20 protein-coding genes are annotated in these 26063 nt (G+C 72.4%); 6 read left to right on the top strand and 14 right to left on the bottom strand.

The window, feature by feature from the left end; genetic code table 11:
- Positions 1–34 precede the first annotated feature (34 nt).
- Positions 35–1087: an LLM class flavin-dependent oxidoreductase gene (locus tag ACFYL4_RS02395; RefSeq protein ID WP_387515814.1), complete on the bottom strand. Its 1053-nt coding sequence runs from the start codon at positions 1085–1087 to the stop codon at positions 35–37.
- 244 nt (positions 1088–1331) lie between these two features.
- On the opposite strand from ACFYL4_RS02395, the gene ACFYL4_RS02390 reads away from it, so the two are divergent.
- Positions 1332–1610 (top strand): ArsR/SmtB family transcription factor, encoded by a 279-nt coding sequence (locus ACFYL4_RS02390; protein ID WP_387515812.1) that lies wholly within the window; start codon positions 1332–1334, stop codon positions 1608–1610.
- 1720 nt (positions 1611–3330) lie between these two features.
- Here ACFYL4_RS02390 and ACFYL4_RS02385 read toward each other — a convergent pair.
- Positions 3331–4800 (bottom strand): MATE family efflux transporter, encoded by a 1470-nt coding sequence (locus tag ACFYL4_RS02385; RefSeq protein WP_387515810.1) that lies wholly within the window; start codon positions 4798–4800, stop codon positions 3331–3333.
- Positions 4801–5510: 710 nt separating this feature from the next.
- Here ACFYL4_RS02385 and ACFYL4_RS02380 point away from each other — a divergent pair.
- Positions 5511–7784 carry a serine/threonine protein kinase gene (locus tag ACFYL4_RS02380; RefSeq protein ID WP_387515808.1) on the top strand — a complete coding sequence of 758 codons (2274 nt, stop codon included), beginning with the start codon at positions 5511–5513 and terminating at the stop codon, positions 7782–7784.
- 42 nt (positions 7785–7826) lie between these two features.
- Here ACFYL4_RS02380 and ACFYL4_RS02375 read toward each other — a convergent pair whose 3' ends face one another.
- Positions 7827–9071, bottom strand: a complete 1245-nt coding sequence (locus ACFYL4_RS02375) for a DUF418 domain-containing protein (protein ID WP_387515806.1) — start codon at positions 9069–9071, stop codon at positions 7827–7829.
- A gap of 688 nt (positions 9072–9759) precedes the next feature.
- Here ACFYL4_RS02375 and ACFYL4_RS02370 point away from each other — a divergent pair.
- Both ACFYL4_RS02370 and ACFYL4_RS02365 read left to right on the top strand, forming a co-directional pair.
- Complete coding sequence (locus ACFYL4_RS02370; RefSeq protein WP_387515979.1) at positions 9760–10638, top strand: nitroreductase/quinone reductase family protein; 879 nt, start codon at positions 9760–9762, stop codon at positions 10636–10638.
- Positions 10639–10802: 164 nt separating this feature from the next.
- Positions 10803–12818, top strand: a complete 2016-nt coding sequence (locus ACFYL4_RS02365) for a protein kinase (protein WP_387515804.1) — start codon at positions 10803–10805, stop codon at positions 12816–12818.
- A gap of 26 nt (positions 12819–12844) precedes the next feature.
- Here ACFYL4_RS02365 and ACFYL4_RS02360 read toward each other — a convergent pair whose 3' ends face one another.
- The 8 genes from ACFYL4_RS02360 to ACFYL4_RS02325 all read right to left on the bottom strand — a co-directional run bounded on the left by ACFYL4_RS02360 (position 12845) and on the right by ACFYL4_RS02325 (position 20569).
- On the bottom strand, positions 12845–13756 hold the full coding sequence (locus ACFYL4_RS02360; protein ID WP_387515802.1) for a type II secretion system F family protein: 912 nt from the start codon (positions 13754–13756) through the stop codon (positions 12845–12847).
- A gap of 57 nt (positions 13757–13813) precedes the next feature.
- Positions 13814–14731, bottom strand: coding sequence for a type II secretion system F family protein (locus tag ACFYL4_RS02355; protein ID WP_387515977.1), 918 nt, complete (start codon positions 14729–14731; stop codon positions 13814–13816).
- Between the two features lie 97 nt (positions 14732–14828).
- Positions 14829–16154: a CpaF family protein gene (locus ACFYL4_RS02350; RefSeq protein WP_387515800.1), complete on the bottom strand. Its 1326-nt coding sequence runs from the start codon at positions 16152–16154 to the stop codon at positions 14829–14831.
- 52 nt (positions 16155–16206) lie between these two features.
- Positions 16207–16569 (bottom strand): TadE/TadG family type IV pilus assembly protein, encoded by a 363-nt coding sequence (locus tag ACFYL4_RS02345; protein ID WP_387515975.1) that lies wholly within the window; start codon positions 16567–16569, stop codon positions 16207–16209.
- Positions 16570–16613: 44 nt separating this feature from the next.
- Positions 16614–16964: a pilus assembly protein gene (locus tag ACFYL4_RS02340; protein ID WP_357765075.1), complete on the bottom strand. Its 351-nt coding sequence runs from the start codon at positions 16962–16964 to the stop codon at positions 16614–16616.
- Positions 16965–17049: 85 nt separating this feature from the next.
- A complete protein-coding gene (locus ACFYL4_RS02335; RefSeq protein ID WP_387515798.1) occupies positions 17050–18450 on the bottom strand; it encodes a CpaE family protein in 1401 nt (466 codons plus the stop codon).
- Positions 18451–18457: 7 nt separating this feature from the next.
- Positions 18458–19237 (bottom strand): Flp pilus assembly protein CpaB, encoded by a 780-nt coding sequence (gene cpaB, locus ACFYL4_RS02330; RefSeq protein WP_357764954.1) that lies wholly within the window; start codon positions 19235–19237, stop codon positions 18458–18460.
- Between the two features lie 63 nt (positions 19238–19300).
- The gene (locus tag ACFYL4_RS02325; protein ID WP_387515796.1) at positions 19301–20569 is read right to left on the bottom strand and encodes a hypothetical protein; all 1269 of its coding nucleotides are present in this window, start codon (positions 20567–20569) and stop codon (positions 19301–19303) included.
- Between the two features lie 805 nt (positions 20570–21374).
- Here ACFYL4_RS02325 and ACFYL4_RS02320 point away from each other — a divergent pair.
- Positions 21375–21902, top strand: a complete 528-nt coding sequence (locus tag ACFYL4_RS02320; protein WP_387515794.1) for a YkvA family protein — start codon at positions 21375–21377, stop codon at positions 21900–21902.
- A 69-nt stretch (positions 21903–21971) separates the two neighbouring features.
- The gene (locus ACFYL4_RS02315; protein ID WP_357764962.1) at positions 21972–23189 is read left to right on the top strand and encodes a TAXI family TRAP transporter solute-binding subunit; all 1218 of its coding nucleotides are present in this window, start codon (positions 21972–21974) and stop codon (positions 23187–23189) included.
- Between the two features lie 99 nt (positions 23190–23288).
- Here ACFYL4_RS02315 and ACFYL4_RS02310 read toward each other — a convergent pair whose 3' ends face one another.
- The 3 genes from ACFYL4_RS02310 to ACFYL4_RS02300 all read right to left on the bottom strand — a co-directional run bounded on the left by ACFYL4_RS02310 (position 23289) and on the right by ACFYL4_RS02300 (position 25891).
- Entirely contained in the window at positions 23289–24800 is a 1512-nt protein-coding gene (locus tag ACFYL4_RS02310) for a PEP/pyruvate-binding domain-containing protein (protein WP_387515792.1), read from the bottom strand.
- Between the two features lie 30 nt (positions 24801–24830).
- Positions 24831–25463: a transcriptional regulator gene (locus ACFYL4_RS02305; RefSeq protein WP_357764968.1), complete on the bottom strand. Its 633-nt coding sequence runs from the start codon at positions 25461–25463 to the stop codon at positions 24831–24833.
- 131 nt (positions 25464–25594) lie between these two features.
- Positions 25595–25891: a YciI family protein gene (locus ACFYL4_RS02300; RefSeq protein WP_387515790.1), complete on the bottom strand. Its 297-nt coding sequence runs from the start codon at positions 25889–25891 to the stop codon at positions 25595–25597.
- Between the last annotated feature and the right edge of the window lie 172 nt (positions 25892–26063).

Here is a 26063-nt window from a genome sequence, read left to right as displayed (position 1 = left end):
AGTACCCCCGGTCAGGGCTTCGTGTCGACCGTGGTCAGCCCGCGGCGGGGGCCTCCAGGTCGAAGAGGTCGGCCAGCAGTTCGTAGGAGCGGAACCGGGCCTTCTTGTCGTGGATCATCGAGGAGACCATCAGCTCGTCCACACCGGTGTCGGCGACGAAGAGGTCGATCTTGGCGCGCACGGTCTCCGGGGAGCCCACGAAGGAGTAGCGGAGCATCGCGTCGGTCTGCTCCTTCTCTCCGGGCCGCCACATCGTGTCCATGGCGGAGCTCTCCACCGGTGGCTGGAGCAGGCCGCGCGCGTTGCGCATGATGCCCAGGAAGGCCTGCTGCTGGGAGGTGAACAGCCTCTTCGCCTCGGCGTCGGTGTCGGCGACGACCACGTTGATCCCGGCCATCGCGTACGGCCTGTCGGCCTGGTCGGAGGGCGCGAAGTCTGCCCGGTAGGCAGCGAGCGCGTCGTGGAGCGCGCTCGGCGCGAAGTGCGAGGCGAAGGCGTAGGGGAGACCCAGGTGGGCCGCGAGCTGGGCACCGAAGAGGCTGGAACCGAGAATCCACAGGGGTACCCGCAGGCCTTCGCCGGGGACGGCGCGGACCGGCTGGCCGGGGCTGGCGGGCTCGAAGAGCGACCGCAGCTCCTGGACGTCCTGAGGGAAGGTCGAGGAGGCGGAGGAGTCGCGGCGCATCGCCCGCATGGTCCGGGGGTCGGTGCCCGGGGCGCGGCCGAGGCCGAGGTCGACGCGTCCGGGGTACAGGGACTCCAGGGTGCCGAACTGTTCCGCGATGACCAGCGGGGAGTGGTTCGGGAGCATGACGCCGCCGGACCCCACCCGGATGGTGGAGGTGCCCTCGGCGATGAAACCGAGCGCGACCGAGGTGGCCGCGCTGGCGATGGCCCTCATGTTGTGGTGCTCGGAGAGCCAGAAGCGGGTGTAACCCCAGCGCTCCAGGTTCTGGGCGAGTTCGCGCGCGTCGCGCAGGGCCTCGCCGGGGTGGGAGCCCTCGACGATGCTGGCGTGGTCCAGGACGGACAGGGCGGGCCGGTTCGCCGGTCCTGTGGCCTCCGTGCCCCCGGTTGTTTGCGACATCTCAGTTACCCCCACTGGCCTGGTTCATTCGATGATCGACGAACATCGAACACTGACGGTACACTCGCCGCTGAACGCACGCCAAATCCTGGTCGTCGGCCGACCCGGCCGTCGGGCCGGTGTCGGAGGGCTGGTGGTCCCTCCGGGTGAACGCGTGGAACGGCCGTACGGCGGAGGAAGTGGAGGTGGGGTCTTGGTTCCCAGGGGGACGTCCCGCGGGCGCGAGCATCCGCCCCTGTCGGAGGTGGATCTGGTCACGGTCCTGTCGGCGCTCGCCGAACCCACGCGGATGCGGATCGTGCGCATGCTCGCGGAGTTCGACGGCGAACGCGCCTGGAAGGACATCGAGCTGCCGATCGCTCAGTCGACCCTGAGCCATCATCTGAAGATCCTGCGCAACGCCGGGGTGGTCCAGAACCGTACCGAGGGCACGCGTTGCTTCGTCTCGTTGCGGGACCAGGACCTCGACGGGCGTTTCCCTGGCCTGCTCGAGACCGTACTGAGTTGCAGCGACCCCCGGTGAGGGGTGTCCGGGGCGCGGCGGGAGGCCGCTCCGGTGCCGTGCGCGCGGTAGGGGCCGGGGGGTGCGCCCCGGCGCGGCCCGGTGGCGCGGACACGTCATGTCTTCACTCACGCAGTCGCAACGAAGCCCGGTCACGCTGAGTTCCCGACCCTGCGGGATTCTTGCCGCGGTGTGGGGCGGGCGCCTTGCGACCCGGGGCGGGGGCGATCGGCGGCCGTATGCGCGATGAGGGTGGGGGCTCGACAGCCGCTCCCATCCGTGCGATGGGGACGACGGCGACCCCGGCCGGGTCGGCTCCGTGTGAGCCGACGCGGTCCGGGGCCGACGTCGAGGTTGGCCTCCGCTCCCGTTCCCCCCGTGGTGGAAGCGGAGTGGGCCCCCCTTTTTTCTCTTCGTGACCGGGTTCCGCGCCCTCTGTTCCCCTTTGCCCTCCGACGGCGGTGTTGTCCGGAGGGCAGCAGAGGTACGGCGGTCCCCTTGATGGCGAATGGAACATTCACGTGCTCGGCGAACGTGAATTCCCCCGAATCCAACGCCACCCCGGCGGGTGGGAGCGTCCTGGGTGGAAGTTCCCCCTAGATTCAGAACTTCCACGTGCCGTTCCCCGTCGAACCCGCGTCTCTCTCGTGTGACGAACGTGAGAAAGCGAGATCCCGCAGGTGCACTCTATCGCCTCGCCGCACCATGACGTCCCCGTTCGAAAACCACGTACCGCGGTGAACGTGAACCGACGGACGAGTCCCGAAAACGGACGAATGCGCGAAAGGCAGAGCGCACCACACGGACGCCCGGGTAGGCGCTGACTCCGGCTTCGAAGCTCGCGCCGCCTGGCGGCCGACGTTCCGAGTATGCCCCAGCCGGGTGGTGCTCCGCAGCCGTTCCGAGGCAATTCCCCAATCTGATTCCCGGGGTGCCTGGAGTGGTGCACTCGGGGTGGTCATTGGCGGCCTCCGGATTGGTGGGCGCGACGCGCTGACGCCGTCTTTTGTAGGTGGTTTGGTGTCTTAAGTCATCGCTTGGCGGAAACCGGACACCCTCGGGGCGGCTGATCCGGTGGCGCAGGGCCCTCGCGAGGCCCTCGTGGGGCGGGAGGCCGCGTGGCGCCACACCGGTGCGGCGGTGGCGGGTGTGGTCGCCACGGGCGTCTCCGGGGGCTCGTGGGGCTCTCCACGCGCTCACGGGGCGGACTTCTGCGACCAGGCGCGTGGCATCGGGCGGTGTTCCCTGTGGTGGGCCGACTGTCCGGTTCCCCCGCTCGCGGCGGCGCGGGCGCGGTGCCCTCAGGAGCGCGCGGTCGCGTCGCCGCCGGGAGTCGCGTTCGGAGCGGTTCAGGCTCCCTGTGGCGCGGTGCGCGGACCGACGCGTCCGCGGCGGGGTGGCGAAATGGTGAAGGCGCGTATTACCCGGGGGGTTTTCGGGGTGAATACGAATGGTCGTTACCGGAGAACGCCGTGTTGTTCCCCGGATGAAACGCGGGGCCGTGCCAGCTCGGCGGTGGCCCGCGCCGCTCGTGGGTCCTGGGTCGTGGGTCGGAACCCGACCGGTCACGCGGGAGTCGGCGGGCCGCGTCACGGGATCTATGCGAGTCCCGCATGGAGTGGTCCGTTCCGGGCGCGGACGGCGGTTCGTGCCGGGGAACGGTGGGTCCGACCCCGAACCACCCTTCCCGGGCCATCCGCCTCCGCTCTGCGCCCCCGTTCCCCGGGGCGGGGGCACCCGTTCAGCCCCGGCCCCGGGTCAGAAGGAGGAATCCGCCGCCCTGCCCGACGACCAGGCCGAGGTTGGCGAGCGCGTAGGCCCACCACAGCCAGGCCAGCCCACCGGACGAGGCGACCGGGAAGGCGGCCAGCGCCAGCAGTCCGAAGCACACGGCGAAGGCGTACAGGGTGGGGGTGGTGCGTTTGAGCGCTAGGAGCCCCATCCCGGGCACGGCCTGCACACCGTCGGCCAGGACCACCACGAAGAGGACCGGGATCAGCGCCGCCACCAGTGACGCGACCGCGGGGTCGGGGGTGAAGACCCCGACGATCGGCCCCGACACCGCCCAGACCAGCAGCATGCTCGACGCGACGACCGGCAGGGCCAGGGCCAGGCCCGCGCCCATCGCCCGGCGGACCTCACCGAAACCGTGCCGCGGGGTGCCCTCGGAGATCTCGGCCCCGGGGGCGGCGCGCGCCATGAAGGGAACCGCGGCCTGCCCCGTGGCGGTCGCCGGGAGGAAGACGAAGGTCGCCAACGTGATCATCACCTGGTGGGCGGCGGCCTCGACAGGACCGATCCGGGCCGCGGCCATCGCGAGCAGGCCCAGCACGCCGAACTTGATCAGCATGGTCGAGCCCATGGGCAGCCCGACCCGGGCGATGTGCCAGATCCCGGGCCAGTTCGGCGCGATGGGGCCCGAAGGGCGCGGGGTCGGTCCGGTTCCGCGTCGCAGCAGCACGTGGGCCGTGGCCGCCGTGGTGAGGGCGGTGAGGAACATCGCGATCCCGGCGCCGGTGATGTCCAGGCCGGCGACGAGGACCAGGGTGGGGGTCAGGGCCACGGACGACACGGTGCCGAGCAGTCCCACGGTCATCGCCTGCTTCGACCGTCCCAGGCCGATGAGCAGGACGGTGGCGCAGGACTGGAAGGCGTTGGCGAGGAGGGCGAGCGCCATCAGGAGGGGGAACGGCCCGAAGGCGGCCGTCGTCTCGGCGGGGACACCCACCAGCCGGGCGACCAGTGGTACTGCCGCGACCACGGTGCCGCCGAGCAGCCCCATGCACAGAGCGAGCCAGAGGGAGTCGCGCAGGGTGGGTGCGAGGGCTTCGGGGCGGTCCCTGTGCTGGGCGACGAAGGGCATCGATCCGCGCAGTGCTCCCTGGACCACCATCGCGGCCGGGTTGTACAGGGAGACGGTCACGGCGTAGGCGGCCAGAACGGCGGTTCCGGTGTGCCCCAGGACCCCGGCGGTCACCATGGTCCCGATGACGGTGGCGACCATGGAGAGGTAGAGGGGGAGTGCCTTGCCCGCGACCATTCCGACCAGTCGGGGGAAGGGTGGCGGCGCGTCCCCCTCCGGCGCGTCCCCCTCCGACGCGTCCCGCGCGGGAGTCCTCGTCGGCGGAGTGGTCGCAGGAGCGGCGCCGCCGGGTGCGGGGGAGGTACCGGCGTCGGGCTCGGTGGCCCGCGGAGGGGTGTCGTCAGCCATGGTCTTCTCGTGTCGTGAAGCGGGCTTCGAAAAACGCTATCAGCGGTGGTGCCGGTGGTTCGCGTCGTGCTCGGTCCGGTGTCCGCTCTGTGGCGGGGCCGAGTTTCGTTCCTGTTTCCCCGGTGGTACGCGGAGGCGCCGTGGGCGCGGGTTGCCGCGCTGGTGGGATCGGGCGCGGGCGTGTTCCCGGAACGGCTCCCCGCCGGTGGTCGCCAGCCGGTCCCGCGGCGCGCCAGTGGCCGGATGTGGCCCGAGTGGTCGGCGCCCCCGATCTCCCGGAGGGCGGCCCGGGCGGGGGCCGAGTGGCGGGCCGCCCTCGGGGCCCCGGGGACAGGCGCTCCGGTCACCCGCCGGTCGGGTCCGGGTTCACGGAGCAGTGCACCGATTTCCTCTCCTTCCCATAACGTCCTCACCCACTGTGTCCGGGGGCGGAGGTCGCGGTGAGACGGTTCGGCAACGGTGGCGACGACCGGGACGCATCCCGTGAACCCCGGTGATCAGGGGTGACACCGGTTCGGAGCCGCGCGGGAGGGTGCGCTCCCCGGAGTTCGCGCGCCGGGCCGGAAGGGAAGTGGCGCGTGCGCGAAAGAGGAGGAGTGCCGTATCGGATGCCTCACGAATTAGGTAGGTTCGCAGGGAAAAGGGATCGAATGTGCTATCCCGGCACAGCCCACCACAACCGTTCCTGATGTGTGGAAAGCTGCCCCCCAATGGACTTCTCCCTCCCCGCTCTGCCGCCGAACGTCGCCCCCCTGACCGACGGTGACCCGCTCCAGGTGGGCCGATATCGCCTGGTCGGGCGGTTGGGCGCCGACGGTGTGAGCACCCTCTTCGCCGCCGTCTCGCCAGAGGACGAACCGGTCTCGCTTCGCCTCGCCGGTGCCGAATGGGCCCCCGCGGACGACTCCGGGGGCCGGGCGGCGACGGGTCGGGTCGAGGGAGTGTGCGCGGCGGGAGCCCGGGATTCCGGGACGCACGAGGGCCGACCATGGGCCGTGATCGACCACCTGCCGGGACCAGACCTGGCCGAGCACGTGCGGACGCACGGTCGATTCACCGGAGACCCGCTTCTCGTGCTGGCCGCCGGACTGGCCGAGGCGCTCGCCGCGACCCACGCCACGGGTTCCGTGCACGGAGACGTCCGGCCCGACAACCTGGTGGTGACGGAGGGCGGTCCCCGGCTCCTGGACTTCGGCGTGCCCCGTCGCGTCGACGACGCCGCGTCGGTGCAGAGCGGGACCAGCCTGGGCTGGCTGGCCCCCGAGCGCTACGAGGGCTCGCCCGCCACTCACCGCTCCGACGTGCACGGTTGGGCCTGTCTCGTGGTGTTCGCCGCCACCGGTGAACCGCCCTTCGGCGCCTCTCCGGCCGGTCACACCCCGGGGCGGGTCCCCGGGCAGATCCTGTGGGAGATGGCGCGTCGCGCCCGTGAGTCGCGGGTCGACCTGAGAGCGCTCCCGGAGGACCTGCGCCCGCTCCTCCTGCGCGCCTTCTCCCCGGACCCGGAACGCAGACCCACCGCCGAGGACGCCTACCTGGAGTGCCTGCTGCTGTTGGGCATCGACGAACGGTCGACCGCCGACACCTGGCCCGGGCAGCTGCGCGGGCTCGTCGCCCGGCACTGGCCCCGGCCGGACGTGAGCTGGTACGACCGGGACCACTGGGCCCGGTTCGCCCGGGCTGAGGACCGGGGCGGGCGGGGCACTCCCGGTGTCCCCGGTTCCGCCGACGCCTCCAGTGGTCCCGGAGCCCTCGCCGCCGCGCCCGCTCCGGGCGCGTCCGACGCCCCGGCCCGATCCTCCGCCGACGCGCACTCCGGGGGGACCGGTCCGGCCCCCGGTCCCGGCGCGGACCCCGACCCGCTGGGTGAGGACGCCTGGGGGCCCGAGGCCGCGGCCGAGGCGTACGGTCACACCCCGCGACCGGCGACGGGGTTCGGGGACGGGCCCGCCCCCGGAACGCGTAGCGCGGGGACGGCGGGAAGGGGCGGGGCCGACTACCTGTTCGGACCCGCGACGGGCGGCGGGCGCGGTCCGTCCGAGGCCGAGGCAGCCGGGAGCGGCCTCGACACGGACGAGGACACCGACTCCCGGAGCGGGGTCGGTCTGTGGCTCGCCGTGGGCGCGGTCGGGATGGTCGCGGTACTGGGCGGCGGCTACCTCCTGTTCGACACCCTCGCCGCGTCACCCGCCGACACCGTGGTGGCCGAGGAGACCACCGACGAACCGGCCGGTCCCGAGCACGAGGAGATCCCGGAGGACGTCGTCACCTCGCTGGCCTGCGACGACGAGGAACGGTTGAGCGCGCAGCAGGACCACGCCCCGTGGCGGCCCTTCGGTTCGGGAGCCGTGTCCCCCGACACCTACGCGGCTCTGCTCGTGCCCGGCCCCGAGGGCGAGCCGAACTCCGATCCCGAGGTGTGGCCGTTCGTCTCCCCGCTCGACCACGACACCGTCGACTTCGGTCTGGTCACCTCCCTCGTAGAGGCGTTTCCGGTGATGAGCGTGTGCTTGACCGGCGTACGCGACACGGGCGAGGGCGTCGAGTTCACGGCCGAGCTCGCCTACTTCCCCGACGTCGGCAGCCACCGGGTGTACGAAGAGGACTTCCTGACCCTGACCCCGCTCGACCCCGACCGGAACGGGGGCGTCGACAAGGAGGTCGTCAGGGGAGGAAGCGGCAGTGAGCTCGGCGTTCCCATGACCGTCCTCGCCGAACTGAGCCCGCAGAACCCGACCGCCGAGGTCTCCGTCCTCGTCCCGGGGGCGCCGGAGCGCGCCGGAATCGCCTACCGGCCCTCCGCGTACTCGGGCGCCCTGCTCCATGACCCCAGCGGCCACTGCTACGACGTGGACGGTACCGAGGAGTGGCGGGACGCCGACCGGCTCGGTTCGGGCCACTTCGCCCTTCCGGGAACCCTTCCCGGTGAGAACGACATGACGCTCTGCCCTGCGGACGGTCCTCGGGGGCGGGGCGGCGACTGAGCCCGGGCGTCCGACCCCCGGAGCGCCGCGACGGCCCCGGTGTCAGTGCGATCTCCGGTCGCCGGACGGCAGGTGGACGCGGGCGTAGGTCAGCCTCCGCAGCAGCACCTCGGCCGGTCCGCGCAGCCCCAGCCGCCGGGAGGCCTCGGCGAGGACCACGGTCAGACTCCAGGTGAGGACCGCGACCCCGGCGGCCACCGTCGCGCTCGCACCGGCACCCCATCCCAGACCGTAGGGGGCGAACACCACGGTGAACACGACCGCCTGCGTCAGGTAGCAGCTCAGCGAACGCTCGCCCACGGCGGCGACGGCCGTGGCGACCGGACCGGGGGAGGCGTCGGCGCGCCCCGCACGGGCCCGTGCCCGCTCGGTCAGCCCGGACGCGACCAGGGTGATCAGGGCCGCCCATCCGGGCCCGCCCGCCCAGCCCGCGAGGTCGTGCACGATCCACAGTGACGTCAGGGGGACCCGTCCCGGCTCGGGCAGGAGACCCGAGGTCACCAGGGCGTCCGGCAGGCCCGCGGCCGTGGCGACCGCCAGGCCGACGACGGCGGTGCGTACCAGCAGGTCGCGGTGCTCCTCGGGGCGTTCCAGGATGCCCCGGCGACCGGCCCACATCCCGACGAGCAACGGCGGCAGCACCACGAACAACAGGGTGACCGGGGTGTACAGGGCCCACTCGGCGAGCCGTTCGGCGCAGGCCGCGAGGAAGTCGGACTCCACGAGAGAGGGAACCGCCGGCGCCGTGGCGGCGTCCTCGGGTGCGGACCCGAGCGCCCCTCCCAGACTGAGGAGCGTGTTCAGAGCGGCGGAGGCGACCGCGACCGCCCCCGCCGACCACAGCAGGACGGCGTCCCGCGCGCGCAGGAACCCCACGAACAGCAGGAGGCCGAGCCCGTAGGCCCCGACGATGTCCACCGGCAGGAGCAGTACCCCGTGCGCCAGGCCGATCGTCAGCATCCACCAGCCGCGGCGGCGCAGCACCACGCGGGCGTGCACCCACCCGCCGCCGGAGTCGATCACCCTCCGCATGATCCACACCGTGCCGTAGCCGAAGAGCAGGGAGAACAACGGGATCGCTCGCCCGTTCACCAGGGTGCTCTGGACGAGCACCAGCACCTGGTCGGCGACGGAACGAACGGTCTCGGAGTGGGTGAGGAAGAACTGGGCGTTGACCAGCGCGATGAACAACAGCATGAACCCGCGCGCGAGGTCCGGTGCGAGGGAGCGTCCGGGGGAGGGGGGCGGTGGGGTTCCGTTGGAGGGCGGGCGGGGGGAGCTGCTCATGGTGACTCTCTCGTCGACGCGGCTGCGGGGCAGGTCCGGGTTCGGGACCCGACGACGAAGCTACGGAGACCTCGGCCCCCGGCCGAGGGGGCCCGCACGAGACTTCGGGTGGGTTTGTCCCCACCGGAACGGGCGCCTAAGGTGGTGGTGCGTCGCGTGTTCCCGGCCAAAGAGCAGTGGGCCGGCCGGAAGCATGGAGGCGCCATGATCTTTCGGGGAGCCCATCGTGAGCACACACACCACGTTCCGCGTCTGAGCGGGCCGAGCCGTTCGCGGCTCCGGTGCGACACGTCCTTCGGGACCGTGAGCCTCCGGCCCCGGTGACTCCGGGCCCCGCGGGTCCGCCCCGCCGTCGCACCCGGGCCGCGCCTCGGCCGCCCCACCGCCCTTCGGTGCCCACCGCACCCTTCCGGGCGGACTCCTCCGACCCCTCCCGACCCGACGGCTGCCCGGTGACCTGCCCCGCTCCCGAACCGTACGGGCCTTTCGGAGTTCGAGCGCGCCATCGCGCCCTCGGCGGCGTCCGCCTCCACACCAGTGAGAGGACCGTCCCTTGACGGACAAGCACGACCAGAACACCCACGACAGCACCGACCACGACACCGCGTCGACCCCCGCCGACCACGACTCCGCGTCGACCCCCGCCGACCAACCGCCGGTCGGCCCGCACCAGCGTCCGGCCCCCAGGGTGAGCTCCTGGAACGAGGCGGTGGTGACCGAGTTCCGGGCCAACGGAGGCCGTGTGGGCGGCCGGTTCGCCGGCGGCGACCTGCTGCTGCTCACCACCAAGGGAGAGCGCTCGGGGCACGAGTACACCAACCCGCTCGGTTTCGTCCGAATCGACGACCGGGTGTTCGTGGTGGGCTCCGCCGGGGGCGCCCCGGAGCACCCCGCCTGGTACCGTCACCTGCTCGCCCACCCGATGGTGACCGTGGAGCTTCCGGGAGAGGACCCCCGCGAGTCCGTCGCCGTCCCGTTGGAGGGCGGGGAACGCGACCGTGTCTTCCAGGAGATCGTCCGCCGCCTGCCGGGGTACGGCGAGTACCAGGAACAGACGGAGCGGCTGCTTCCGGTGGTCGAGTTGCAGCACCCGCCCGCGTTCGGCCCCGACGAGGCGGACAACCTCGCGGACAAGCTCGTCCAGGTCCACACCTGGTTGCGCGGCCAGCTCGCCAACGTGCGGGTGGAGGCCGAGCGCTACCTTGCCGGGCGGGACGCCTCGGCGACCGACTCCGGCGTGGGGCTCAACCTCCAGATCCGCCAGCACTGCCTGGCCTTCTGCGAGTCCCTGCACTTCCACCACACCGGCGAGGACACCATGTTCCCCGGGCTCGCCGAGGGGTTCCCGCACCTGCGGGAACCGATCGAGCGCCTGGTGGAGGAGCACCGCGTGGTCGACCGCGTCCGGGGTGAACTGGAGGCCCTGCTCGCCGACGTCGCCACCGCCGACCGCGCGCGCTTCATGGCCGAACTCGACCGGCTGACCGAAGAACTCCAGGCCCACCTGGACTTCGAGGAGGACACCCTGATCCCCACCCTGTCCTCGATCCCCTTCCCGCCCAGGTGACCCGTCTCCCGCCCCGGTGACTGGGGGCCCGGGGGCCCGGGGGCCGACCGTCCCCCGGGCCCGGCTCCGCGGGGGTTCGCCACGATCCGGTCACGGAGCGAACCCCCGTGAGGGCCCGCACATCCCACCTTCCGTCACACATCGGTCACACGAGAGGACGGATCTTGGTAGGGGTTGACTCCACCGTCGGCGGCCACAGGCTGCTCCGTCTGCTGGGGCACGGCGGATTCGGCTCGGTCTACCTGGGCCGACACCCCGAGGGCGGACTCGGCGCGGTCAAGATCATGCACCCCCAGCACGCGGGTGACCCCGGCGTACGGGAGCGGTTCGCACGGGAGGTGGAGCTGGCCCGCACAGTGGCGTCTTTCTGCACCGCACGGGTGATCGACGCGGACCCGACCGCCACCACCCCCTGGGTCGTCACCGAGTACGTGGAGGGACGCACCCTCCACGAGACCGTGCGCCTGGAGGGACCGCGCTCCGGCGCGGACCTGCACCGCCTGGCCGTCGCCACCACCACCGCCCTGGCGGCCATCCACGGTGCGGGGATCGTCCACCGCGACTTCACCCCCGCCAACATCATGCTGGCTCCGGACGGGCCGAGGGTGATCGACTTCGGTGTGGCGCGGGCGCTGGAGGGGGCGGGCACGCTGTCGAGCGCGCTCATCGGTACCCCGAGGTACATGGCACCCGAACAGATCGAGGGTCGGCCGTCGACCTCGGCGATCGACCTCTTCGCCTGGGGATCGGTGACCGTCTTCGCGGCCACGGGCCGGGCTCCCTTCGACGGCCCGAACCCGGCGGCGATCCTGCACCGGCTGGTCTCCGCGGAACCCGACCTCAGCGGACTCCCCGACGCCCTGGGACCCCTGGTGGCCCGGTGCCTGGACAAGGACCCGCGACACCGTCCCACCGCTGCCGAACTCCTCGCCCTCCTCATCGGCGCCCCCACGGAAGCGGACCGCGCGACCGTTCCCTCGCCCCGCGCCCCCGCGCGGCCCCCGCTGTCCGGAGAACCGCCGTCCGGACCGCCGCCGTCAGGGGCTGGGAGACCACTCGCCCGCGCCCGCCCGGGGGAGGCGTTCGCGTTCGCCAACGGACTCCACCTGCACCCGGGCGACCTGGCCGAGGCCATGCGCCCGAACTGGGACCGTGCCGTCGCGCTCCTGGCCTCCCCGACCCGGCGGCGCTCGCTCACCGACTGGCTGCCGCCGGGATCACCGGCACGCCGTTGGATCGAGGACGACCACGGCGCGAGCCACGACCTGGAGGTCGCCCGGCTGGTCGCGCTGCTGCGTCCGGACCTGCCGCCCGTCTATCGGGGGGTCCGGATGACCCTCTCCGACCTCGCCCGCGCCGCTGACGACCCCGAGGCACCGCACGACCCCACCGTGAGCGCGGCGATCGAGAGCGGGGCCCTACCGGTCCTGGCCCGACACCACTGCGCACAGCCCGGCCACCCGTGTGAGGTCGGCCGCCCCTGTTCCGTGTACGAGGAGGTCGCCCGCCTCGTCCCGACCACCGTGCGCCTGGCCGGGGACTACGAACGATGGTCCTCGCCCCTGCGCGGCCGCTTCACCGGACCCCTCATGCGCGTCGACGTCCGGCCGCTGACCCTCACCGCCCACCTGGTCGTCGAGCTGTCCAGCGGCCGCACCGAGGAGGAGTCGCTGGAGCGGGCCCTGGTCCGAGTCCCCCAAGGGCCGTGGCGCACGGCCCTGGCCCAGGGCGCTCTCCGGACCCCTCCCGGAGACCGGCGGGCGGCGGCCGTCGCCGTTCGAGCGGTGGCCGGTGTCGCGCGGAGCGCCGGAAACGCGCAGCTGCGGCTGCGCGGCCTGCGGAACATGGAGGAGAGCCGCAGCGCGCTGGCCGGGGAGGCCGCCTTCACCGGTGTGGTCGCCTTCGTCGGGGCCGCGTTGTTCACCGTGGCCTGTCTGCTCACAGCCAACGCCATGGACGACGCGGGAGCCGTGGGAATCGCCGTGTCGCTGTCCGCCGCCGCCTTCGTCTGGGCCGCCCTCTACGGTTCCCGCAAGCGCCGCGACCTGAGGGACACCCCGTCCCAGAGCGAGGTCGACGCGGTCGAGCGGCTGCTCGTGGTGCCCGACCGCGACGACGCCCTCCGTGCCCTGGAGTTCGCCCTCGGCCAGCTGCCGGGCGTCGGCGGCGGACGCCGCTGAACCGAGCGGTCCCCGGGCGTCCTTGCCTAACCCCCGAGCAGCAGGGCGAGGTCGATGTCGGTGCCCAGGAACATCGAGCCGACGATGAGGATCAACAGGCCCGGGAGCAGGGTCGCGGCGGTCACCATCGTCACCCTCGGGTTGAGGCGCTGGGCCTTGCGCCGCATGTACTGGGCGTCGGCCAGGCGCATGTCCCGGCTGATGTCCACCAGGGTGTCGCTCAACGGCGCGCCCAGTTCCTCGGCCTGTTGGATGGCGGTCACGAACTTGCTCAGCGACTCGTTGCGGTTGCGGCGGCGCAGGGACTCGAAGGCCTCCCGGCGGGAGGTGCCCAGCTCCATCTGGCGCAGCGCGATGGTGAACTCGTCCGCCAGCACCCCCGGCATCGACACCGCGACCCGCGCCACGGCGGCGCGGAACGACATCCCGGCGCTCACCGTGACGGCCAGGACGTCCAGGAAGTCCGGCAACTGCGTCTGGACCTCGTCGGCGCGCTCCTGCGTCTGCACGTACAGGTTCAGGTCGGTCAGCCCGGTGAAGGCCAGCGCCAGCAGCGCGAGCATCGGACTGGAGTCCGCCACCAGCACCAGGACCGCCAGAGAGCCGTAGATGGCCACCTCGCCGACCTTGCGCCGCACGTACCGTTCCGTGGTCAGCCCGTCCGGACGCCCCGCCGCCTCGATGCGGGCGGAGACCGACGCCCGCTGGCGCTCACTCATCGACGCCAGCAGCCTCCTGGAGAAGGGGCGGCCGATCCGTTCGGTGATCCGGTGCAGGAAGAAGGTCTCGTCGCTCTTGACGATGACCGGGGCGTCGAGCGGGTCCTCCACTTGGACCCGCGTGTGCGACCGGGTCAGGTACAGGCCGTAGAAGGCGAGCAGGACGACCAGGGACGAGGCGAGCGCGGCCGCCAGCGGGGCCAGGAGCGGGAGGTTCACGGGGGTGTCCTTAGGTGCGGGAGCTGTCGGAGGAGACCGCGGCGGCGCCGCCGACAGCTACATCTTGAACCGTGTGATGCGGGCGACCAGCGCGAAACCGGTCGTGAACAGGGCGGCCACCACCAGAAGCACCGCGATGCCGGGACCGGTGCTCGTCATCGTGCGCATGATCCCGGGCTCGATGCCGTTGATCATGAACAGGGCACCCACCGACATGAACCCGAGCGCCCACACCGTGGAGGTCGTCTCGCTGAGGATGGTGTTCACCTCGCGTCGGGTCTCCTTGCGGCTCTCCAGCGTGGTGGAGATGTTGCGCAGCGCCGTCACCAGGGAACCTCCGGACCGGGACGCCACCACCAGCGTGGACAGCAGCACCCCCAGCTCCCGTGACGGCATCCTCTGGCGCAGGTCGGCGATGGCCTCCTCGAAGCTCGCGCCCAGCTTCATCGACTCCGCCATCCGGCCGAGCTCCTCTCCGGCCGGGCCGTCCAGCTCGTCCGCCGCGATGGCCACCGCCGTCGGCAGGGCCAGCCCCGCCGAGGTCGCGTTGCCGAGTACCCGTGCCAGGTCCGGCAGCTGGTTGGTGAACTCCTCCCGGCGCTTGGCCTCGGCCCTGCGCAGGTAGGAGAAGAACAGGAACACCACGCCGGCCGCCGCCAACAGCCCGAAGAACGGCGCGAGCACCTGCCACACCACCACGACCGCCAACAGGGCCCCGCCCACCAGCGCGAGGACGAACGTCGCCGGACGCACGTCCGTGCCCGACCGCGCCATCCGACGGGCCAGCCGGGAGCCCCACTGCGTGCGCCGCAGCCGGGCGTCCCACCGGGCCAGCGGCGTGGACGCCTCGTACTCCGCCTGTTCCAGGGCGCTACGCGCGGCGATCAGCCGCCGCTGCTCGGCGCTGGCCACGAACTCCCACAGCGCCCACAACATCACGGCCAGGACCAGGGCGAGACCGCCGAGGATCACCATGACCTGCCAGTTCACCCTGACTCCCTTCGAGCCGGAGCCGTCCCTCGACCCGCGAACACGCGACCTGCACACCGCGTCGGCGACGCGGTGCGGCCCCTCACCGGTCTCCCCGGGAGCGGTCGTCGGACACGACACCGAACACGGAGGGGATGCTCTCTCCCACGTGGTAGATCCGGCTCGCCACGTGGCGGGGAAGCGGATGGTGCCGGAACCGCCCCTCCACGGAGCGGTCGGGGTTCACCGGCAGCGCCGCGAACTCCATGAGTCGGTCGAGCCGGAACTCCTCGCGCCGCCGCGACGACACCACGGAGATCTCGTTGACCCGCCGCGACCCGTCCGGCCAGCGGCCCAGGTGGACGACGGCGTCCACGGCGTTGTTGATCTGGTCCCGGATCGCCTCGTAGGGCACGTTTCCCTCGCCCAGGGTCGCCAGGGTCTGCAACCGGTGGACGGCGTCGTCGGCGGAGTTGGCGTGCACCGTCACCAGGGAGCCGTCGTGCCCGGTGTTCATCGCCTGGAGCATGTCGATGGTCTCCGTGCCGCGGACCTCGCCGACGATGATGCGGTCCGGGCGCATCCGCAGCGCGTTGCGCACGAGGTCGCGGATGGCGATCTCGCCCCGGCCCTCGATGTTGGCGGGCCGGGACTCCAGCCGCACCACGTGTTCCTGCATCAACTGGAGTTCCGCGGAGTCCTCGATCGTGACGATGCGCTCCTGGCTGGGCACGAAGGCCGACAACGCGTTCAGGAAGGTCGTCTTGCCGGTGCCGGTACCACCGGACACCACGATGTTGAAGCGGGCCCGCACCATCGCCGACAGCAGCACCCCGGTCGGCTGGTCCAGACTGCCCATCCGCACCAGTTCCTCGATGGGGTAGGGCTTGGGGAACCGGCGGATGGTCAGGACCGGACCGGACAGCGACAGAGGGGGGATGATGACGTTGACCCGCTCACCGCTGGGCAGCCGCGCGTCCACCATCGGCGAGGCCTCGTCCACACGCCGGTTGACCAGCGACACGATCCGGTCGATGGTCTGGTACAGCTGTTCCTCGCCGTTGAACGTGGCGTCGATGCGCTCCATGCGGCCGCCACGTTCCACGAACACGTTGTCGGGCCCGTTCACCATGATCTCGGTGATGCTCTCGTCTGCCAGCAGCGGCTCCAGCACCCCCAGACCGAGGGCCTCGTCCACCACCCGTCGGATCAGCACCGACCGCTCGCGGTCCGACAGCACCGGACCCTCGCGGGACAGGAGGTGTCCGACCACCCTCTCCAGGCGGACGCGGCGCTGGGCGAGCGTCAGCTGGGTCAGGTCCTCCAGGTTGATCTCCTCCAGGAGGCGCCGCCGCCAGTGCGTGACACTGCCGCGGTCCGCGCGTTCGTCGACGCCGCGGTCCTCCTCCAGACGGTCCTTCAGCCCCATGTCCCTCGTCTCCTCCTTGCGTGTGCCGCCGTGGCGCCCCGAAACCCGTGACTCACACGTTCGGCATGTCCACCCGTCGGGTCAGCGTGAGGTTCAGGTCCACCGACGAGAACACGATCGGCAGCGGGTGCGAGACCTCCACGAAGTACCCGTCACTCTCGTTGGCCCCGCTGGTGACGGTGGCGCCGTCCAACCAACCGGGTAGGGCGGCGCGGGCGGCGGCCTCGGCCCCGGACAACTGCTGGGTTCCGGCGACCCGCGCCCCGGCCCTGGCGGCGGACTCGATGCGTTCGATCGCCGTGAACGCCAGGAAGACCTCCATCGCCACCACCGCCGTGAACAGCAGCACCGGCAGGATCGCCGCGAACTCCAGGAGGGGGCCGCCCCGGTCCGAACGCGGGTGGTCGCCGAACAGAAGGCGGCGCGGGCCCGACGCGTGACCGGAAGCTGGTGTGCGGTTCAGAGCTCTTCCTCCGGCTCCGTCTCGACGGTGTGCCTGGGACGGACCTCGGTGACCACCTTCGCCTCACCGGTGAGGGTCCACGGAACCGTCACCCCGGGCATGAACACCGGCATCTCCAGGCTCACCCGCGCGAACCGCGTGCCGTCGCGGTCGACGACCTCCGTGGACATCACGTCCGCGCCGTTCCACGGTGCCCGGACGCGTTTGCGGGCCTCCTCGTCGACTCGGTCCGGGTCGTCGGGGGTGACGGAGGCCTGGCGCGCCGCCTCGGAGGCCCCGTGGGACGCGTACATGGAGGTGACGCCGATCAGCAGCACCTGCCACACCAGGGCCAGGGCCAGCATCATGAACGGGACCGTCGCCGCGAACTCGACGAGAACGGCGCCCCGGTCCCCCCGGGGGCTCCGGCACGACCCGTGGGCCCCGTGGGCGTCAGCCACCGGTACCGCCGCCCCCCGGGAGTCGGGGACCCGGCCCCCAGGAAGGCGGGCTGGTCGGCCAGGTCGGGTGTCCGGCCGACTCCGCCCCCAGGGAGTTGAGGAACCCGGACACGTCGCGGGTGGTGGGGCCGGTCTGCGTGGGGGGCCGGGAGGCCAGCCCCGCCAACCCCTGTGGAAGCCCGCCCGAGGGTGTGGTGTGGCGGCCCGGGCCGATACCGCTCGCGGTCGCGGCGGGCGGCACGAGCAGGTCGAGCTCTGAGGCCAACCGGGCGAAGGCCCTGCGCAGCCCCTCGTCCGTCACCTTCGTGGGATCGCCGCTGTTCTCCCCGGGCTCCAACGCCCGGTAGGCGGCCGGAACCGGGGTGCGCAGCACCTTCGTGCCCAACAGCTGCTGGAGGAAGTCCGGCTGGATCTCGTTCTTGCGGCTGTGCCGGGTGACCAGCGAGTACACGTCCTCGTGGGAGCGGATCTGGAGGCGCTCCCACATGGCCATCAATCGCTGGGCGCCGCGCAGTGCGGGCACGTCCGGGGTCACCGTCACCACGGACCTGTCGGCCACCTCCACCGCCATGGCGGTGGCCTCGTTCATCGTGGAACCGCAGTCCACGATCACCAGTTCGTACCGGGAGCGCAGGGCGCTCAGGATACGACGGGTGGCCCTGGCCGTGACGTCCTCACCGCGCTCACCGTGCTGCGGGGCCAGGAGCACGTGCGGGCCGCGCGGGTCGACGTACAGGGTCTCGGCGAGCATGCCCGGGCTGATGTCGTCGGCCGCGTCCACCAGGTCCGCGATCGACCTGCGGTGCTGGAGGTTGAGGAAGGCGGGCAGGTCCCCGGCCTGGAGGTCCAGGTCCACCAGGCACACCAGCCGGTCCCGCCGGGCCGCCGCGAGCGACAGGTGCACCGCGCAGGTGGTGGTGCCCACCCCGCCCTTGGCACCGCTGAGCGTGACGATCCTGCCGCGCACCCCGGAGACGGGAAGGTCCAGCGACGCCGACTCGAGGTGTCGCCGCAACGTCCGCGACCACTCGGCCGCCCGGGCCACCCGGGTCTCCAACTCGGTCGCCCCCGAGTCGGCCGGGAGCACGCCCCGGGCACCCGCCTCCATGGCGGCGGTGAAGGTGTCGGGGTCCATCGACGGCGAGACCAGCAGGATGGCCAGTTGCGGGTGGCGGTGCGACAGGTCCCGGATCGTGTCGAAGACCGGGGAGGGGCCCAACTCCTGGTGCACCAGGACGACGTCGAGGTCGGGGTACTCGCCCGCCCCGTTGATCAGGTCCGTGCTGGTGAGGCGGCACGAGACGAGGTCGGCGGCGGCCAGCTCCTCGAAGCGCGCCGCGATCACCATCTCCGTCTCGGAGGTGGGCATCCCCGCCAGGACTCGGAAGTTCACCGCTCACTCACCCTTCCCGCGGCGTGCGCCGCTCGTCGTTCTGCGGACTCTGGCCGGTTCCGCCGAGTCCGTCGCCGAAGACCGCGTCGAAGTCACCGCTGCACACCTGGGTGTCCCCGGGGTCGCCGCCTCCCGCCGCGCTGACCAGGGCCATCCGCAGCTTCGTCGCGAACTCCTCGGCGTAGGCGAGCTGGAGCGCGGTCTCCGGGGAGAGACGGAAGGTGACCGGGACGACGCCCGCCACGCCACCGGACTCCGACTCCTGGCTGCGCAGTTCGCCGATGTCCAGGACCTCCACCGCGGTGACGATCCGGGTCGCGCAGGCCTCTCCGTGGTCACGCGGCTGGAAGGTGCCGTAGATGTCCACCACGGACCCCCGACCCACCTTGCCCGCGAGCCCGTTCTCGGCGTTCACCATGATGGCGATCTCGCGTTCTCCGGCGGCCAGGGTCGGCTGGGGCTTGACCATGCCGAGCTGGAGTATCGACCCCTTGGCCAGGTGGCTGGCGGCGACCAGCTCCTGCCCTTCGGGGACCTCGATCTCCTCCAGGTCCGAGATGAAGACCTCGGGATCGAAGTACGACGCGGGCACCTCGACGGCGGTGTAGGAGTCCCGGCCGAGGGGTTGGTTGGCGTCCACGTCCTCGACCAGCTCCAGGACGGTGGCGAGTCTGCCCCCCTGGTCCTGCTGCCCGTTGACGTAGGTGAAGACGGAGGCGAACACGGCGACGGCGCCGATAGCGGCCACGACCATGAGCAGGACGCCGCGTCGCTGACGGGGGTTCATAGGGGGTGGTATCCGTTTCCGTGTCGTCGTGGGTCGTCCGTCCGGGCGGCGGAGCGTCGGGCCCTAGCGGGAGTAGGTTCTGGGGGATTCCGGGCGCGGTAGACCGTCGGGGTCCGCCGGAACCTCGGGCGGGCGCACCGGTTCGGGTGCCCGGTGGTCCACGGGAGCGGCGAAGGGCTGTCGTCGCCCCCGTGCGGGACCGGTGTGTCGCCCGGTCGCGGGCGCGGCGGTCGAGGCGTCCGGCCCGGGTGCGGCCGACCGGCCGTCGTTCCGGGGCGGCGCGTCCCGAGCGGAGGCGGACCAGGGAGAGGACGTCCAGGGGGTGGCGGCCCCGGTGCCCGGAGGGGCGGCCCCGGGGAGTCGGGCGCCGAAGGCCGTTTCTGAAGAGGGGAGGGGGCCCGGCGTCAGGCCCTGCCCGTTCGGGGCGACGGCGGCCGGGGCGGTGCGCTCACCCACGGACCGTGGACCGGTCGCGTTCCGCGCGGTGGGCGCCGGGGCGGGGTGGTCGGCCCGGACGGGAGGGCCGCTGGCGTCGCCGCCGCAGAAGGGGCAGGGGGTGGCGGCGACGGACTCGCCGCACCAGGTGCACTCCGACGCGCTCAGTGCTCCGGCGGCGTAGGCGAGGGCCTGGGGATGCGCGCTCAGCGCCACGAACTCCACGTACTTGGTGGTGCCCCAGTAGGCGCTGCCCAGGGGTTGGACGGGCAGGCTGCGGGTGGCCACGGGCTGGATCGCCTGGGGCAGGTTCTCGTCGAACACCCGGGTGATGCTCGGGTCCGGGGTGGAGCAGAGCAGCTGCACCGGCTGCACCGGACGGAAGGGGAGTTCGGTGATCATGTCGGAGGCGCGCAACCGACTCACCTGGGCGGAGGGCGCGCAGTAGGCCAGGAAGGAGACCGTGGGCGCGTACGACCCCATGTGCTGCCCCAGGCTGGTGGGGAGCGTGGACAACCCGGACACGGTTCTCAGCCAGGCCCCCGCCAGGAGGTGCTTGGGCAGTTCCGCGCTGAGCGCGGCCACCATGCCCGGCGGCACGTAGGGGGCGAGGAAGGCGAGCTGGTCGGCGATCAGGGAGAGGGCCAGCGGGGACAGGTCGACGCTGATCCCCGCGATGTGGTCGGTGCGCAGGGAACCACGGGCGAAGTCGACCGCCTTGCGGGCGTCGGTGGCCCGCCAGGCGGGGTAGAGCGCCACGATCTTGCGGCCCGCGCGCGCCTCCTCCCTGGCGAAGGCGACGAAGGCCGCGCTGCGGGCGCCCACGTCGTCGCCGGTCATGGCGAACCGCCGCGCTCCGGTCTCGCCCACGTGGCCCGTGCTGGGGATGTCCGCCAACAGGGCTACGGTCGTCGCCGACCGCGGTAGGGCATTGGACACTGGGAAGGCTCCATCGGTTCTGCGCACTCGGGCGGTGTCGGTTGCTTCGGGGGCGCCCCGCGTCTCAGGTGCCACTCGGACGCATCGTAACGAATGGGTGCGGCCCAGCGGGAGGCCTGGTATTCACCACCTTGGGGCACGGGTGGAGCCATGTGGTGGGTTTTCGCCAATGAGGCCAAGGTGACCGGGTTGGCGGAGCGTGACACGTGTGCGCTCCGAGGCGGTGGGGTCCGGGTGAGGATTCCGAGCGGCCCCCGTTCCGTGGTACCGCGCCGGGCACGCGGGGGTGTCTGTTCTCCCGCGCCTCGCGAGCGGTGCGTTCTTTGGTCGTCGGCTCGTCACGGTGCCTTCTCGCTCGAGGGAACGGCCCGAGAGGGGACGCGTTGGTCGGTGGGTGCGGTGGGTGCGGTGGGTGCGGTGGGTGTCGGAGCGGCAGGGGCGCGGGTCCGCCCGTGTGGGAGGGGTGGACGGTGCGGTGTGGTGCCGTCACCTCAAGCATGCCCTTCCGGTTCGGGCCCCGCCAGGGCCTGCGGTCCCTCTGTGGACAACTCCGGGACCGGCAGGGAGCCCGTCCGCGGTCGTCCACCGGACCACCGGTTCGGCGACCGGGGGCGCGCCACCGGCCCGCTTCGCCGGATGCGTGCGGGGTCGGCGGTGTCGTGTCGGTCTCGTTCGGGGTTGCCACGCGGGTCAGGGGGAACGAACAGGGATGACTTCGCGTCATATCTTGAGAAGTCATTTGCCCCCTGAGGAGACGAACACGATGCGCAAGGCAAACCGGGCCGCTGCCGGTGCGGCCGCATGGCAGGTCATCCAGAACACGGACAGCAAGGTCTCGCTGTGGGACCGCGTGCGTGCGATCCCACGCATGCTCGGGGCGAAGCTGCGTGGCCGCTACCCGGGGCTCGGCGGCGGCAAGCTGTTCATGATGGTGGTCCTGGTGGGCTACATCCTGTCCCCGATCGACTTCGTGCCCGAGCTGATCTTCTCGGTGTTCGGTCTGGTGGACGACGTCGCCGTCGCCGTCTGGCTGACCACCATGGCCCTGGGCGAGAGCGAGCGCTTCGTGGTCTGGGAACGGGACGTACGGGCTCAGCAGGCCTTCGACCAGGCCAACCAGGCCGGTCCGGGGCGGTACTCCGGTCACCCCAACCAGGGGCAGCACCCGGGCCCGGGGCAGCACCCCGGGGCGGGAGAGTACCAGGGGCAGCACCCCGGCCAGGGGCAGTACCAGGCGCCGGGTCAGGGGCCGGGCCCCGAACCGGCCGCCCACCGGCGTCCCCGAGGCTGACGGCGGATGTGCGTTCCTCTCTAAGATGAAGGGGATCAACATCCACATGTCAGTCCTCGAAGGGACAACATGGACACATCCCCCACCGCGTCCGAACCTCCCCGTGACCCCGGGGAGGCGCGGGGACCATCACCGTTCGAGGACCACGAGGTGGACCTGGACCTGAGGGGGGCCGGTCACCCTCCTCTCCCGGTCCACCACCGGCCGGGCCGTGCCAGGACCCCGCTGATCGTCGGTGCGGCCGTGCTCGCGACCGGTCTGGTGGCCGGTGCCCTCTACTGGGTGTTGCCGGACCCGGCCGCGGGGCCCGGTGCCGAACCCGTGGCCGAGCAGGCCCCCGCCGTTCCCTACGCGGGCGACCTCCTGCTCGGCGAACCCTCTTGGCGCTACGACAACTCCCGTCTGGCCCAGGAGATCAGCGCGGCGTGGACCGACGGCATCGACGAGGTCACCTTCACCGAGCAGGTGGCGCATGACATCTTCGACCCCGGGGTGGAGTTCCTGGCCCTGGAACGGGAGGTCAGGGCGCCCAGAGACGGGAACCCCTACCGCAACGACGCCGTCCTCACGGAGAACCGCTGGTACGTCGAGCTCCAGGACGGCACCCTCGACGTGCTGGAAGGCGACCCCGTGGCCGAGCCCGAGGACGTCATGGTCCTGGGCAACGTCCGGCCCCGGGCGCTCCAGTACCTGGTCAGGGCCGACTCGGACCTGCGCTCCGTGAGCGACCTGGAGGGGACGCGAGCCATCTTCTCCTGGGACGACGAGGAGACCATGGCGGTGAGCGACCTGGTCATGCTCGCGGCGGGTACCGACCCGTTCGCCATGGAGATCGTCTCGGAGGGCGAGGTCGACGCCTTCACCCCGCAGCAGGCCCTCATCGACGGTGACGTCGACGTCTACGTGATCTGGGACGAGGTCCCCAACGCCGAGGTCGACCACCTCGAACGGCAGGGAACGGAGGTCCGGGTCCTCGCGTACCCGGAGGAGGTGGTGGAGAAGGTCGCCGTCGTCTACCCGGAGCACACCGACCTCACCGTCGAGGCGGGCACCCTGCCCCGGCAGGACGAGGAGCTCAACCTCATGGCGACCTGGGAGACCCTGTACGTCCACGCCGACCTCGACGAAGACCTGGCGTACGCGATGGCGCGCACCGTGTACGAGGAGCTCGGTGAACGCACGCGCGGCGCGCCGACCGCCACCGTCGAGCAGGCGTTGCGCGGTGTGGACCCGGAACGGGTCCATCCGGGTGCGGCCCGCTACTTCGCCGAACACGGGGTGCTCTGACCCCGGCCGGGGATCGGGGACGACACGTACCCGCGTGTGAGCGAGCTCAGGGCATCCTCGGCAGCGAGTGTGCCCGGCCCGCCCCGCGCGGGCCGGGCCTCACCCGCGCAGCGCGGCCTGGGCGGCGACCAGCCTCGCCTCCTCCGAGGCCGTTCCCGGCTGTGTCCCCTCTCCCGTGCCCGTTCCAGGTTCCGATCCCGTTCCCGCCCCCGCTGCCGGTTCCCCTCCGATCCCGGCCTCTGGCCGATCCGACCCCGCGCCCCGCGCGCCCGCCGTCGTGTCCGCCCACGCGAGGAGCCGCCCGAGACGGAAGCCGGACACGGCGGAGGTGACGCGGGCACGGCCCAGGAACAGTTCGCCTCCGCTCCCGTCCACGGTCACGAGCGTGCCCTCCGGAACGTCCCGGTCGCCCACCCGGAGCCCGTTCGGGCCCACGGCCAGACCGTTCACTCTCACCACCGCCGGTGTTCCCAGGGATCGGGCGACGACGGCGGCGTGACTGGCCGGGCCGCCCCGGGCGGTGACGATCCCGGCCGATGCGGCCAGCCCCCGCATGTCCATCGGCGAGGTCTCCGGGCGGAACAGCACCACCGGTCCCCGCTCGGAGTCGCGGACCGCGCGGTCGGCATCGGTCACGACCCTCCCGATCGCCACCCCCGGGCAGGCGCCCACTCCTCGGGTGAGCGGCGGGCCGCCGTCGGAGGAGACGGCACGCGGAACCCGGGCACGCCGCAGGTCCTGGACCGAGACCCGTAGTAGCGCCTCCTCGCGGGAGATCACACCGGCCTCGGCGAGGTCGACCGCCACGCGGACGGCCGCGGCTCCGGTCGGTCGGGCCGGGCGGAGCTGGAGCAGCCACAGGAATCCCGACTCGTAGGTGAACTCCACGTAGCAGGCGTCGCGGTGATGCCGTTCCACCCGCGCCAACGCGTCCGTCAGGTCGGCCCACACGCCGGGTTCCCGGGCTGCCAGGGCTCCGAGGGGGGAGGTTCGCTCGGAACCCGAGACGACGGCGTCGCCCCGACGGCCGAAGAGCACCTCTCCGAAGGGGTGGTGCTCCCCCGTGTTGGGGTCGTGGGTGAAGGCGACCCCGCTGCCGCTGTGGGCGTCCCGGTCGCCGAACACCATCGCCTGCACGGTGACGGCGGTGCCGAGGTCGTCGGCCACGCCGTGCAGCGCGCGGTAGGTCCGGGCGCGGGGGGCGTCCCAGGACGCGACGACCTCCGTGATTGCCCGGAGGAGCGGGTCCAGCCGTTCCGTTCCGCGCCCGGGGCCGTCGGGTGGGACGGCGAGGTTGAGGACCGTGGTCATCATGCCGGGCATGGAGACGCTCGCGCCGGAGCGTACGGACACGGTCAGGGGTCCGCGGTCGTCGCCGAACCGGCGTGCGGTCTCGGCCTCCAGAGCGGTGAGGGCGGAGGCCACCTCGCGGCGTGGCCCGTCGGGCAGCCGCCCCGTGCGCCGGAGGAGGCGGCAGGCCTCGGTGGTGACGACGAACCCCGGCGGTACGGGGAGGCCGAGGCGGTGCAGGGTCAGGAGTCCGTACGCCTTGCCGCCCAGCAGGTCCGGACCCCGCTCGACCTCGGCCGAGAGCGGGTGGGTCCACGTCATGGCGTCCTCGTTTCGGGGCGGGGCGGGGCGTCAGTACCGGGGAACGCCGAGGGTGGCCAGCAGGTCCTCGTGGAGCTGGGCCCACACCGAGTGGTAGGAGTCGGTGCCGTCCGCGACCTGGTCCAGGGCGCCCGCGCGGGCTCGGGAGAGGGCTCCGGCCAGTCGGACCCGGTAGCGGGCGAAGCGGTTCAGGTGCGCGGAGAGTTCCGCGCACACCGAGGCGAGGCGCCCGTCGAGGTCGGAGAACAGGTCCAGTACCCGGGTGTCGTACTCGGTGTCGGTGTGGTCGTTGGCGGCCGGGACGCCGTCGACGTCGCGCAGCTGCCAGGCCGTGCAGAGGTCGAGCAGCTCCGGGTTGAGCACGGCGAAGCCCTCGTGGGCGTGTTCGACCAGCGGTCGGGCGCCGGTGGCGTCCAGTTCGGCGTGGATGCGGGTGGCGCACGTCGTGCGCCCCGACCCGCTGAGCCCCCATCCACCGAAGGCCCCGGGGGTGCGGGTGACGAGACCGTCGACGGCGAGGTCGATCAGCGCGGACTCGGTCTCGTCCTCGCGCAGTCCGGTGACCTCGGACAACCGCCCGGTGCCCGAGAACCCGGCACAGCGCAGGGCGTGCAGGACCAGGAGGTCCCGTTCGGTGGTGTGCGGTGTGGTCGCGTGCTCCATGGGCCCCCTCTGCTCCTGACCCTTAAAATACTCCAATCATCTGAGTGATAAGAACATGTGGATTGTGGGCGAAGGGGACGTGGGGTCCCGACGTGGCGGCGCCCCGACGTGGGGCGCCGCCGGAGAGCGGGTCAGAACTCCTTGGCGAGCGGGCCCAGGACCGGCACCCATTCGCGCACCGACACGTCGGAGACCAGGCCTTCGACACGGAACGGGTCCGGCTCGGTGTGGTCCAGGGCCTCGCGGGCGGACTCCGCCCGGAACAGCAGCAGGGCGCCGGGGGCGTCGTCGGGGCCGAGGGGGCCGGAGCAGAGGTTGACGTCCTGTTGGGAGAGGCCGTCCAGGTACGCGCGGTGCGCGGGCCGGTGCAGATCGCGGGCCTCGGTGCTGTTCTCGGCGTAGGTGTAGGTGACGGCGTAGACGGCCATGGTGGGTGCCTCCTGTCGGGCTGCCCGGGGGCAGGGGTGGACGATCCGCAGTCAGGATGCCAGGTGCGGCGGGTGGGCGGACGCCGTGCCCGGTGGAAGGGGGCTCGTTGGCTCACGTCCGCCGCCCTGGGCGCTGGTGCGCGCCGTAGGGATGGTGCGGCGCCCGCGCCGG

The sequence above is a fragment of the Nocardiopsis sp. NPDC006938 genome (assembly GCF_042869555.1).
Classification (GTDB): Bacteria; Actinomycetota; Actinomycetes; order Streptosporangiales; family Streptosporangiaceae; genus Nocardiopsis.
Note: the sequence above shows the minus strand (reverse complement) of the source record. Positions and strands in the feature narration are given on the sequence as shown.